Genomic DNA, 12,453 nt, shown 5'->3' with positions numbered 1-12,453 from the left:
TCAATTCTGGCTAAATTTGAGATAAATTGTTTGGTTGTGGTGCGTGAAGTCCGGGAGTCAATTTGTTCGCAGGAGACAATTATGCCGGAACCGGCATTGCGCTTCACCGGCCTTGATCTGGCCGAGGAGGTCGTCGCCGCGCTGCAGGCGGTGCTACCGAGGATGGCCGAGCGCACGGTGACTGCGGTGACGCTCGAAGTACCCAGCTATGCCGACGCGTTCAGCGGTCGGATGGGCCAGATCATCGAGAACGCCGTGGAGATGGCGCTCGGCGCCTTTCTGCACTTGGCAGTGAGTGCACACGGTTCGGACCCGGCCCCGACGCTGACGCCCGCCCTCGATGCGGCCTACGAACTCGGACGCGGCGAAGCGCGTCAGGGCCGGTCCATGGACGCGCTGTTGTCGGCGTACCGCGTCGGAGGCCGGGTCGCGTGGCGGGAACTGTCCGAGACCGCGGTCGCCGCCAAGATGCCCGCCGAGACGGTGGCCCGGTTCGCTGAGATGGTATTTGCCTTCATCGACGAACTATCGGCATCCAGCCTTGCGGGACACGCGGATGAACTGGCGACCACCGGGCTGGTGCGCCAACGCTATCTGGAACGACTGGCCAGACAGCTGCTAGTCGGCGAACCGGCGGAAATGCTGCAGTTCAGCGCCGAAAGGGCCGGTTGGAAGGCTCCGGAGACTTTGACCGCCGTACTGCTCGCCGACGATCAAACCCGCGGACTGACAACACTTTTCGGGCGATCGACGCTGCTGCTCACCGAGGATCTCCCCGGAATTGAGCCCTCGGAGCCTTTGGCCGCGCTGCTGGTTCCCGACGTGGACGACCGGGACCGCGGACCGCTGCGCTCCGCATTGCAGGGTCGTGGCGCAGTGCTGGGGCCCGCGCGCCCGTGGATGCAGGTGGAGTCGTCGTACCGACGGGCGCTGCGGGCGCGCGAGTTGCGAATCGGCGACGACGCCGCGGTGGTCGACACCGACGAGCACCTCGTCGAGTTGGTGCTGACGGCCGACCGCGAAGCGACCGAGGATCTGCGGCGGCAGGTCTTGGCGCCGCTGGCTGGACTGCGGCCCACCACCGCGGAGCGGCTGGCCGAGACGCTGAGATCCTGGCTTTTGCACCGGGGGCAGCGCGATGCCGTCGCCGCCGACCTTTACGTGCATGCGCAAACGGTGCGCTACCGCATGGGTCAGCTGCGTGAACTCTACGGCGAGCGGTTGAACGATCCGCAGACGATCCTCGGGCTCACCGTGGCGCTGGGGATCCGGTCCGTTGCGTGAACCGAAATGTCCGCGAGAGTGCAACTAGCAACGCATTTCCCGAGAATCCTCCGTCGTCACTTGCACTTTCGCGAACAATCAATTCAGTGCCGGCAACACGACGTCGGTCAAGAGTTGCACCGACTTCCACGCTTCGTCGACCGGCATGCCACCCACCAACGGGTGCAACACGATTGGCCCATAGTCATCTGCCCCGCCAACTTCGGCGATCAGCTGGTCGGGAGTCAGGAAGCGATATCGTCCGGATGCCTGTACCTCCTCCAGCGTCTGCACGCCTGGCAGATGCATCAAAGATCGCTCTTCGCTTGACCATCCGCCGTAGGTGACCGCCTCCCAAAGGATGTGCTCGCCGAGTTCTGCCCATGCCCGGTCCGGGTCTTCGTGCAAGAAGATCATCCCGCGGTTGGTCGCGGCCGGCATGATGACGAGCGGCTTGAGGCCTTCCTCGGCACACAGCTCGCGGTAGTAGGCGGCGATCTCCGGCAGGTGATCGGCCAGGCTGAGAGGCAACCCGAACCGCGCGGCCCGCCGCGCCGTGGCCCGCACGCCGCCGCCGACGAACAGCGGCGGATGCGGCCGCGTCCAGGTACCGGTGCAAACTCCCGCGTCAGCATCACTACCGCTCCACACCGACAGCATCCGCGCAACCAGGTCGTCCATCAGATTGCCGCGCTGGCTGAAATCCACTCCGAGAGAGTCGTATTCGACCGTGCGATATCCCAGCCCGACCGTGGTGAGTAATCTGCCGCCGCTCATGTTATCGACGAGCGCGATGTCTTCGGCCAGCCGGACGGGATTCCATAACGGGCCCAGCGCACAGTCGACACTCGCCATCATCGTCGAGGTGCGGGCCAGGAACATCGCCGCCGCCATGATCGGATTGCAGCTCCATCCGTGTCCGGTGACGTGATGCTCGTCGACGCTTATCGAGGTGATCCCCCGTGTCTCACCCCACTGCGCCAGCTCGAGCGCGGTGTTGATCAACGCGCTCTGCTTGCGGGGTTTCCCTTGCGGTGAACCGAAATTGAAGCGCAGGACGGTTATCGGCATGTTCGGCTACCGATCGGAGGTCTGTGATTGCAGGAAGGCTTGCCAATCGGGAAACAGCGCGCGGTCGACGATCTCGATCCGAGTGCCGGATGCGTCGACGTAGTAAGCAAATAGCGCCAGCTCGGATTCCGACACGGCGGCGGTAGCTTCGAAGGTGAACCCGCTATCCTCCAACGCTCTCGCGCCGTCGGCCAGGTTGTCGGTGAAGTAGCCAAGATGGTGGACCGCATTGCCGGGTGCGGCCACCCACGGACTCCCGGGAACCTCTTGGATGAGTTCGATGTGCGGACTGTCTATGGAATAGACGATGGTTGAGGTGAATTCGTGGGTTCCGGCTGCCGCGGTGCGAAATGGAAGCGTGTAGGACAGCGGGGTGATCCACCGGTATCCGGCCAATGTGGTGAAGCGGGCCACGGCGGCCTCGAGGTCGGGCACCACGATGCCCGTGTGGTAGAGATCTTCGGATCGCAGTGTCATGAGTTCCTCGCTATCTGCTGCCGGAGCCAGGCAGTTTCCCAGAAATTCGTGCTATCGGCCAACAGAGCTTCGTGGGCCGCCCGAAGTATCTCGCGCGCACCACGCTGGTCTTCGGAAACGAGCTCGGCGAGATGAATGGCATGCAGTGGACGGCCCGCGCCGAGATGCGCCCGCGCCCGATCCACGAGTGCGTCGGCGCCGGCAAGCTCGACCACGTCGGCAGCGACCGCGTCGAAACCGACGGGGTAGAGCTCGGTCGTCGACCGGTGGTGGAACCAACCGGAGTAGTTTTCCCAGATGGCGCGCACATCCCAGGAGACCTTGCCGTAGCCTTGGCCCACTTCGTATTCCGCGGGCAAGGCGATTTCGCGCATCAGCGTCAGCACGTCCTTGCCGGCGTTCATTCCGGCGACGGTCTGATCGTGCACATACTGGATCGCGTCGCGCAGTCGGGTCAACTCGGCGTCGATGCGGTTCGCTCCCGCAATGGGGCCGAAGTGGCCGGTCACCAAGAGCTCCGGCTGCAGATTGCGCACCCGTTCCACGGATGCGACGGCGGACAGCGCGTCGCGGTAGCGATCACCCCGTATGGTGACCAGATTGGGGATATGTCCGAAGACAGGACCGAAGGTATTGCCACACAAGCAAATCCGCTCCTCCGGCAGCCACACCACCACCGAGTCGGTGGTTTCCCCGCCGGGCACCGAGATGAGCTCCAGCCGCCGCGCGCCGACCTCGAGGGTGAGCGTGTCCTCGAAGTCGAGATCAACCTTCGGGACGCTCTGGCCGGGCAATCGCGAGCTACCAAGACGTCGTTGAGTGGCCTGGATGCCGGCCGCCAATGTGTCTTTGAAGGCGAATGCGCTGCGGCTTGCGCGATACGGGATGAGGCGTTCGTTGTCGTCTCGCCATAGTGTCCAGTTGGCTTGTGCGACAACGGTTGTGTCTGGGTCGCGCACGCTGTCCAGGCCACCGACGTGGTCGACGTGTCCCTGGGTGAAGATGATGTAGCGTACGGGCGACGAGTCGACGGCGTCGAAGTTCGCCCGGTGTACCGGACCCTCGAAGCCCATCCCGGTGTTGACGATGACCCGCCCCTCGGCGGTGGTCAGCAGATAGGTGTTGGACAAACCTGGTGAGCACCAAAGCCCCGGAGCGATCTGCTCCGCCTGCTCGGCAGAAGCCGGGCGCATCGCGTCGGCGCCGGGGCGGGTGCGATAGATCGGTTCGAACATCGCTGGTGTCTCCTTCATTCGGCGCGGACGTCAAACCTGTTGAAGTAGAAGTCGAACCGCTCGCGGAGTTCGTCGGCCGTGATGCCGAAATGCCGTTGCAGCTCGTAGCGGATGCGGCCGTGCTTGCCACGTGGGTTGTTGTCCAGATACTCCTGGAACCGGCCGCGCACCTCCGGTGTCAATTCGACTCCACCGCGGCGATAAAGGTCTTCCAGCAACGGCATTTCGTTGCCGTTGAGATTGTGGAAGCCGATGTCGATGCTGCGTTCGGCGGGCACCAGCTCGCGGTCACGCACACACGCGCTCAACAGTCGGTGCACCCGGTCGCTCCAATAGTCCAGTAGCCAGTCCGAGTCGATGCTGGTGCGGCGCAACCGGTCGGAGTAGGCCATCATCGTGATCGCCGACTGGATGACCGCTGCTGGGTCACGGTGCGTGAAAGCCACGGTCGCGTCGGGGAAGGTCGTCATCAGCGGGCCCAGCTGTTCAGAGTGCTGAGGGCTCTTGAGCACCCAGGTGCGCGGGCCGCGCAGGAATGTCAAGGCCTGCAACACTTTTCTCATGTAGGCGTAGTGCCGCGTCTGATCCAGCCCCAGGTAGTAGTCACGCCAGTCCGGCACCCGCGCATGCCACTCCAGGACGTAGCCGGCCATATCGAGGTCCAGGAGTTCGACTTCCTCCTCGATCGCCTCGGGGAACCTGTCGTGCATTGCGGCCACCACGGGTGCACTCGCCATCAGCGCGTCGTGTTCGGCCTTGGCCCGCGTATAGCGGGGATCGACTCCGAAAATGTCGGGACCCTGGCCGTATGCCGGTATCGGTTCCTGGCTCTCCCAGTACGGTAGTGCGCGCCGTCGTGGGTCGGCCGCAACGAGATTCACCAGATGCGTGGTGCCCGACCGCGGCATGCCGACCACGATCAATGGCGTCTCGATCGGGATCGACTCGATCTCGGGATATCGCTTGACGAGGTCGGTCAACGACAACCGGTTCCGCAGCAGTCGAACCACCCGTTGCCGCAACGACGAGCGCGTCAGCTGGGTCAGCCCGTCATCGGCTTCGATCGCGGCCACGTGGATGCTCAAGCGCTCGCCGAAGCCATCCGTGTCATCCAGATCGTCGGCACCGGCCTGCTCTGCGGCCTCGGCGATCATCGCGTCCATGTCGAAGTCGACGTGCCTGGCTTCGGTGTACCGCAGAATCTGACGTTGCACGTCGGTCAGCTCAGGTGACGTCAGATCGTCGAAGTCGATGTCTTCGAAACTCTGGACGGCGTGGATCTCCTGGCCCGCTGAACCCACACGGCCTCCTCGACGTGCCTGGGCGAATATCACACCGACGCTAGCCGTGGACACGACCCGCCGCTAACCCGCCTCCCGCTGAGCGGAGTAGCGTGTGGACGCCACATGTAGAGGGGGTTAGCGATGGCGATGCCGAACCAACCTGTAAACCCGTCCGACCCAGGCGGGGAAGGCCAGTGGGGTTACCCGGGCCAGCCGTCCCATCAGTACGCCGGCTATCCCGGACCTGGCTACGCGCTCGATCCGTCTGCACCCTATGGACGCGATCCAGTCACCGGGATACCCCTCTCGGACAAGTCCGCTGCAGCCGCCGGCTGTCTGCAACTGTTCTTCGGCGTCTTCGGTGTCGGCCGGTTCTATATTGGTTCGAATTCGATCGCCATCGCGCAGTTGTGCCTCGGCCTGTTTGGGTTCTTCTTCAGCTTTTTGCTGGTGGGTCTTCCGGTGCTGTTGGGCGTCGCAATCTGGGCTTTCGTCGACGCGATCATGATGTTCACCGGGAGCGTCCGCGACGGCAACGGCCGGAAGCTGCGCTGAGACCATGCGGCGGTACCCTGCAGCGCGAACCAACCTGGAAACCCGCCCGATACCCCGGGCCGATGCGATCATTGAGTCTCCAAGCGCCCGCTATAGCGTTTGGTGAGTTTTGCTGCCGGACTGTACGGGGTGAACATGACCGATGCTCACGGCGCGAATGCCGAGTTGAGCGCGAAGAGGGCTCAGTGGCAGGAGTGGGCGCGTCAACAATTCAGTGGCAATGAAAGCCAGGTCCAAGCCGCTGCCGACGCGGCTCTACGCGCGGCACTAGCGGGTGCTTCCAGCCAGGAAGCCGCAGCTGCGGCCCGCGAGGCCGCCGGGCGCGCAGGCGCCACGCCGGTCGAAGGCCCGTCCGGCGGCAGGCAGCCTGCTCCACCGTCACCAGCCGGCGGCACCCCGATGCCGTCCGGTGACAACGCGCCGATCACGCGACCGTCGTCTCGAGTCCCGTGGTATCGCAAGCCGCTCGTGCTGCTGACAATCGCAGCGCTAGTCGCAGTTCTGATCGGCGTGGCGATCTGGGCCATTTCGTTGCGTGAGTCGGGCCCCAGTACCCCGCAGACATCCGTCGTTCCGACGACGAGCACGTCGAACCCGACCACGACAACGAAGCGAACGAGGAAACCCAAGACAACCAGCTCGACGTCACCGACCACGGGCGCAGCGAGCACTGGGGGCGTGACAATCACGATCCCGTAACAGTTTCCTGACCGCGGCATCTACTTTCTCGATTCCGGCCCGCCGGTACGCGGGCCGCCGTACTCTCACCAAACCAGTTGTCACAAGCGGCATTAAAGGAGTGCCGCCCAGGGGGTTGGGGGTTCCGATGGTTTGTGTTCTTGTGGCTGCCACGACCGGTTTCGGTGTTATTGGACCGCCGTAGCGGAGACGATACGGCCTACGTTCCAAAGCTCGACGCGACAACGACGGGATCGCCCGCGAGTCACGCTGGTGACTCGCTCCGCGTGTCGACGGCCTTCTCGCCCAAACACAGTGAATACTGCTGGGTGACAACGAGATAACAATTCTCCACCTCGAGGGATTGCGAATCCAGCATGCCCGCAGGGCAACATTATCGTCGCTACGTGCCCCGCCGAACGGCGCTGAAGCTGCCGCTGCTCCTGGCAGTTGGCACGGCATTGGCCCAAATGCCCCGTGCCTCAGCGGAAGAGAGCCGTTGGTCGACGGACCGGGTAAATCGCTGGTATCAAGGGCAAGGATGGCTCGTCGGGGCCAACTACATCACCTCCAACGCCATCAATCAGCTCGAGATGTTCCAGCCGGGCACCTACGACCCGCGGCGCATCGATGCCGAGCTCGGCTTGGCCCGCTTGCATGGGTTCAACACCATGCGGGTTTTCCTGCACGATCAGCTCTGGGCGCAGGACCGCCAACGGTTCCAGACGCGTCTCGCACAGTTCGTCTCCATAGCGGCCCGCCACGGCATCAAGCCGCTTTTCGTCCTATTCGATTCCTGCTGGGATCCGTTGCCCAAGCTAGGCCCCCAGCGCGCGCCGAGACCGGGCGTACACAACTCGGGCTGGGTGCAGAGCCCAGGTGCCGAACGCCTCGGTGACCGGAGCTACATCGCCGTCATGCGTGACTACGTGACGGGCGTGTTGAGCCAATTCCGCAACGACAATCGCGTTCTGGGTTGGGATTTGTGGAATGAACCCGACAATCCGGCTCGCGTGTATCGCAAGGTGGAGCGGGCCGACAAGCTGGAGCGTGTCGAGGAACTGCTGCCACAGGTTTTCCAATGGGCGCGTTCGGTCGACCCTGGTCAACCATTGACCAGCGGCGTATGGGACGGGGCCTGGGGAGATGCGGGGCGCCGCAGCGCCATCGCCAGTATTCAACTGGACAACTCCGACGTGATCACCTTTCACAGCTATGCGCCGCCAGCTGAGTTCGAGAGCCGAATCAACGAACTTTCCCCGCTGGGACGGCCGATCATGTGTACCGAATACATGGCCCGCTCCCAGGGCAGCACGGTGGAATCCATCCTGCCAATTGCCAAGCGGCACAACGTCGGTGCGATCAATTGGGGATTCGTAGCGGGCAAGACTCAGACTTATCTGCCGTGGGATTCCTGGGACCACCCGTACACCACGCCCCCGAAAGTTTGGTTCCACGACCTCCTGCAACCCGATGGGCGGCCCTACCGGGACAACGAAGTGCAGACGGTTAGGGGCCTTTCGGGCAATGTGTTGTTCGCCCAGGACCAGGCCGCCGGGCGCACACGGTAATTGTCGTGGGCCGCGTCGACGGCGGGGTGACCTGCCAGGTGCCCGTCACGACCTGATGTCCTGAAGCGAGCGCGTCGAACGTGGCTGGTATGCACGCGTTTTCGGGGTGTTCGACGAACGGCTCGCGACTAGGCCCGCGACGACCAGCAGCGCCGCATAGACGATCAGGTGGAGGTTTTCCAAGGGCTGCCATCCGACCAGTTTGGGCGCGAACAGGTACAGACCGATGCGCGGCGCGGGGTCGTGCGGCAACGAATGGGCCCATGAACCCATCACCGCCAGCAATGCCGCTACCCCGAGCCACCACCACGAGTTGCTCAGTGCCCGATGCACGAAGTAGACGATCATCGGTACGAGCCACACCCAGTGATGGCTCCAGGTGAACGGTGACACCGCGGAGGCGCTCAGTCCGGCCACGGTGATTGCGAGCAAGGATTCTCCGCGCCGGTACAGGCGCACGGCGATCCACATGCTGAGCGCCACCACGCACACGTCGGCGCCCAGCCACAACCACGGGGGCGGCACTGCAATGGTGAGTCGGGCAATCCCTCCGCGGACAGACTGGTTGGCGACGTGGAAGAGGGCTTTATTGAGTGGGCTGGAGTCGACGAACTTTCCGTGCCAGTACTGCCACGAGTCATTGGGCAGGACGAGCCAGCCCAGCCCTACTGTCGCGACGAAAGTGCCGAAGGCGACACCGGCGGCTCGCCACTGCCGCAAGAGAAGGTAGTACAGGACGAAATAAGCGGGAGTGAGCTTGATGCCCGCCGCGAGCCCGATGCCGATCCCTTTGAACCGGCTGCGCTCGCCCCGCGCGGCGTCCCATAGCACCATCAGCATCAGCAGCAGGTTGATCTGCCCGAAGAACAACGTGGTGCGCACCGGTTCCAAGAACGCGCACGCTATCGCGAGCAGCGCGGAGACGGCCGCGAGATACCGGGTCATGCGGTAGCCCTGTATCCGAAAGCACAGCATCACGGCTACAGCCAGCAGCACGACGTTTATCACCAACCAGATGAACTTGTCTGCGCCGTCGGGTAACCAGACCAACGGCGCGAAGAAGAGGGCCGCGAACGGTGGGTAGATGTATTCGAATTTGCAGTATTCCGGCTTCGCGTACAGCGGCACATCGTTGAGTGCATGCCGACCCCCGTCGCGGTAAATACAGAAATCCCACCCACCTGCGAGCAGGCCGACGTCGCGCGCCCAGAGCGTCACGAGCGTGGTCAGCAGCACACCGGAAAGGGCGGCTGTGACCAGCAGGATCGCGACCGTCGACCATCGGAATTCGAGCTGTCGACCTTCGGACTGAAAGTGCCCTTCCCGTTCCTGCGCGTCGGCTTCGCGCATCTTGCTCCCCCCATAGACGGTCATCGTTACGAGCCATACCCAGTGATGGCCGGGGTAATGCAGCTTGCCCGATGGCGCCTTGGGTCAGTAAATGTGGTCCTGACTTGTCGACAGGCCGTTGTCGCAGGTGATGGTGACGTGCCAAGTGGTCCCTGTCGCGGGGCCACGACGATCGATCCTCGTCTCCGCCGAGCCGGTCACGGTGAAATTGACGCTGTCGTTGTAGTTGATCTTGGTGGCGGGACCCGCGACCGCTACGGCCGTATAGACGCAACCGACCGGCGGTTTGTCTGCGTTATTGGTGATCGCGACGAAGGCAGGTATCCCATTGGGCGACGGGTCGCCGTACCACAGCCTGAGCTCTGAAGGCGGCGGAGGCGGCGGAGGCGGAGGCGCTGCCCTTGGGGGCGCCGCCGCCGGCGGCGGTGCGGTTTCGGGTGCCAGCGTTGAGGCCGTCGGCTCCGGCGTTTCCGAATCGCTCGCAACGAGCGAGAAGCTCGCCGCGCCGGTGCCGGCAGGCGCGGTGCCCGGCTCGTCCGTCGCCGACACGACAATTCCGACCTCGGCGATCAACGCAGCAAACGCAGCCGCAATGAGAATGCGCCGGTATCCCACGGCTGCTTCCTGGTGGCAGGAGTGACTGATGAATCTTTTCATCGCGCACGCCTCCTCGGGCCTGACGCCCCCAAAGGGGTTCGTTTAGCATACGAGCTGCCGGTCGGCAAGAGGCGCCAGAGATTCGGCTCGGACGCCCTCACGTATGTGCTCTATTGCGAATCGGTCTTCAGCTCTGCTCGGGCCTGGTCGATTTGGTCGTAGGCATAAGCCGCCATCGCGGCGGTGGTCATCGCCTCACCGCTGCAGGCTAGCGATTCATAGTTTGAAGCGCCGAGCACCTCACGAAGGTGTGCGATCGCAGCGTTGATCTCGGGTATCCAAGCTTGAGTGACGGGATTCGACGCAGAACCAGCGATGCGTGCGGCAGGTTCGTAGCGTCCAATCTTGTCCAGGAGCGCCACAAGGGCAGCTAAGGGGACCTTCACAACGATGGTGTTGCCCGAGTCATGGTAGTTACGGATGGCGAGGGCGAGGTTATCGAGTGCGGCCACTGGGTCTCCGTGCCTGGCCTCGAGACGACCAAGCACATTCGCGAGATGAGAAACGTTGTAACGGTTACCGCTTTCCTGCGCGATTGCCAAACCTCGGCGTAGAGCATCGCGCGCACGCGTCGGATCGGCGTCGCAACAGGCCATCCCGTAGATCATCAGTGCATACGACACCGCCCACGGATTCGCGATGGTGTTGATCTTCTCGATGAGGTGATTTGCGACGGCGATGGCCTCCGCATGGGCACCGGCTCGCATATATGCGACGACGAGGCCCGTAGTGGTCAAGGCATACGGATCCGCAATGCGCGCTAGTAGGCCGCGGCACCATTCAACTACGCGCTCGGGCTCACCCGTGAAGTTGTGCACCCCGCCAAGCCAGCTCTCAAATCCCGGCGGTGATGCCCTACTCCCGGCGAGGAGGAGCCTCTGACCGGCTTCGCTATAGCGAACTGCCTCCTCCACCCGGCCCACCATCCAGTACGCCGCCGCCATCATGTAGAGGGATGCGAGCTGAGAGTGGTCGGTAATGCGAGCGCGCTCGATAAGCTCGTCGGCCCAGGCGATTGGTTCGTAATTTTCGATCATCAGGCCGAGCACCATGGCATGCGTCGCAACGGAGATCGCTACATCGAGGTCGTTGTGGTCTGCTGCCCACCGGAAGGCAGTGCGCATATTGGCCAGCTCGACGGTAAACCAGTCATAAGCCTGTCTCTGGCGCGGGCTGTCCCATACTGCGAAAACCTCAACCACTTTCCCGGCGAAGTAACGGGCATGCGCGGCCCGGACCTCAGTAGCCGCGCCTTGGGCGACGAGTTGTTCCTCGGAAAACTGACGAATCGTCTCGAGCATCGAAAACCGCGTCTTCCCTGACAACCGATCAGCCACGACAAGCGATTTGCGCACGAGGGCATCCAGTTGATCGAGTACGGCGAGGTCGTCGTCGGAACCCGATATGGCGCAGGCGCTTTGGAGGTCAAATCCGCCGGCGAAGACCGAACAGTAGTCCAGCAGTGTCTTTTCGTTCTCTTCGAGAAGGTCGTAGGACCATGCGACCGCCTGGCGCAATGTTTGGTGTCGTTCTAGTCCGCGTCGTGATCCGACCAAGAGCCGGAACCGCTGACTGAGACGGTTTCGCATTTCTCTCGGGGTCATCGACGCCATGCGTGAGGCGGCTAGCTCGATAGCCAACGGGATGCCGTCGAGTTGATTGCATATATCCACCACCGCCGTAGCTTCATCGGCGTTTCCGAGCGAGAATCGCGGCGAAACAGCTTGCGAGCGTTCGACGAATAGGGATACTGCGGCAGAGTCGGTTCCCGCATCGACCTCCAGCGAGGGGACGGGCCATGAGTGCTCGTCGGTGATTCGTAATGCTTCTCGGCTGGTGGCCAGGACCGTCACTGTCGCGGAATGCGTGAGAATGGCTTCGATCAGGTCGGCGGCGGCGTCGAGAACGTGTTCGCAGTTGTCGATCACCAACAGCCGGACTCGGCCCTCCAATGCTGCCGCCACCGAGTCGCTCACGGTCTTGTCGGGCTGCTGGGTGATGCCGAGCACTGATGACACTGCATCCGGCACTGCTGCCGGATCGGTGACCGCGGCCAACTCGAAAATCCAGACGCCGTCGGGAAACTCATCGGCCAGCCGCGTCGCTACCTCCAACGCCAGGCGCGTCTTGCCCACTCCGCCAACGCCGGTCAGCGTCACCACCCGGTGGGACCGCACCGCATTTCTGATCTCGGCGACCTCCGACTCGCGCCCAATCAAGCTCGAGGTCGCAGGTCTCAGATTTCCAGGCGTCGTATCCAGCGCCCGAAGCGGCGGAAACTCCGTGCGCAGTCCCTGCGCCCGGACTTGAAAT

General features: G+C 63.4%; 10 protein-coding genes. 3 read left to right on the top strand and 7 right to left on the bottom strand.

What is annotated here, in order from left to right; translation table 11 throughout:
• Positions 1–81: 81 nt before the first annotated feature.
• Positions 82–1,284, top strand: coding sequence for a CdaR family transcriptional regulator (locus A9W99_RS05300; RefSeq protein WP_067374518.1), 1,203 nt, complete (start codon positions 82–84; stop codon positions 1,282–1,284).
• Positions 1,285–1,362: 78 nt separating this feature from the next.
• On the opposite strand, the gene A9W99_RS05295 is transcribed toward A9W99_RS05300, so the two are convergent.
• Genes A9W99_RS05295 through A9W99_RS05280 form a run of 4 tightly spaced genes read right to left on the bottom strand, consistent with a single transcriptional unit; the run spans position 1,363 to position 5,347 of the window.
• Complete coding sequence (locus A9W99_RS05295; protein ID WP_067374516.1) at positions 1,363–2,334, bottom strand: LLM class flavin-dependent oxidoreductase; 972 nt, start codon at positions 2,332–2,334, stop codon at positions 1,363–1,365.
• Positions 2,335–2,340: 6 nt separating this feature from the next.
• Positions 2,341–2,811 (bottom strand): VOC family protein, encoded by a 471-nt coding sequence (locus A9W99_RS05290; protein ID WP_067374514.1) that lies wholly within the window; start codon positions 2,809–2,811, stop codon positions 2,341–2,343.
• Positions 2,808–4,046 carry an MBL fold metallo-hydrolase gene (locus tag A9W99_RS05285; protein ID WP_067374602.1) on the bottom strand — a complete coding sequence of 413 codons (1,239 nt, stop codon included), beginning with the start codon at positions 4,044–4,046 and terminating at the stop codon, positions 2,808–2,810. The genes A9W99_RS05290 and A9W99_RS05285 overlap by 4 nt, the downstream gene beginning before the upstream one ends.
• A 14-nt stretch (positions 4,047–4,060) precedes the next feature.
• The gene (locus A9W99_RS05280) at positions 4,061–5,347 is read right to left on the bottom strand and encodes a sulfotransferase (RefSeq protein WP_253869612.1); all 1,287 of its coding nucleotides are present in this window, start codon (positions 5,345–5,347) and stop codon (positions 4,061–4,063) included.
• A gap of 129 nt (positions 5,348–5,476) precedes the next feature.
• Between A9W99_RS05280 and A9W99_RS05275 the strand changes: the two genes are divergently transcribed.
• Complete coding sequence (locus A9W99_RS05275; RefSeq protein WP_253869616.1) at positions 5,477–5,884, top strand: TM2 domain-containing protein; 408 nt, start codon at positions 5,477–5,479, stop codon at positions 5,882–5,884.
• A gap of 1,085 nt (positions 5,885–6,969) precedes the next feature.
• A complete protein-coding gene (locus A9W99_RS05265) occupies positions 6,970–8,133 on the top strand; it encodes a cellulase family glycosylhydrolase (RefSeq protein WP_067374507.1) in 1,164 nt (387 codons plus the stop codon).
• A gap of 45 nt (positions 8,134–8,178) precedes the next feature.
• Here A9W99_RS05265 and A9W99_RS05260 read toward each other — a convergent pair whose 3' ends face one another.
• The 3 genes from A9W99_RS05260 to A9W99_RS05250 all read right to left on the bottom strand — a co-directional run bounded on the left by A9W99_RS05260 (position 8,179) and on the right by A9W99_RS05250 (position 12,302).
• Positions 8,179–9,507 (bottom strand): glycosyltransferase 87 family protein, encoded by a 1,329-nt coding sequence (locus A9W99_RS05260; protein WP_253869611.1) that lies wholly within the window; start codon positions 9,505–9,507, stop codon positions 8,179–8,181.
• A gap of 60 nt (positions 9,508–9,567) precedes the next feature.
• Entirely contained in the window at positions 9,568–10,140 is a 573-nt protein-coding gene (locus A9W99_RS05255) for a hypothetical protein (protein ID WP_067374496.1), read from the bottom strand.
• 110 nt (positions 10,141–10,250) lie between these two features.
• On the bottom strand, positions 10,251–12,302 hold the full coding sequence (locus tag A9W99_RS05250) for an NB-ARC domain-containing protein (RefSeq protein WP_371514919.1): 2,052 nt from the start codon (positions 12,300–12,302) through the stop codon (positions 10,251–10,253).
• Between the last annotated feature and the right edge of the window lie 151 nt (positions 12,303–12,453).

The sequence above is a fragment of the Mycobacterium sp. 1164966.3 genome, from assembly GCF_001665395.1.
Taxonomy (GTDB): domain Bacteria; phylum Actinomycetota; class Actinomycetes; order Mycobacteriales; family Mycobacteriaceae; genus Mycobacterium.
The sequence above is the reverse complement of the archived record's forward strand: the minus strand, read 5'-3'. Positions and strand labels throughout refer to the sequence as shown.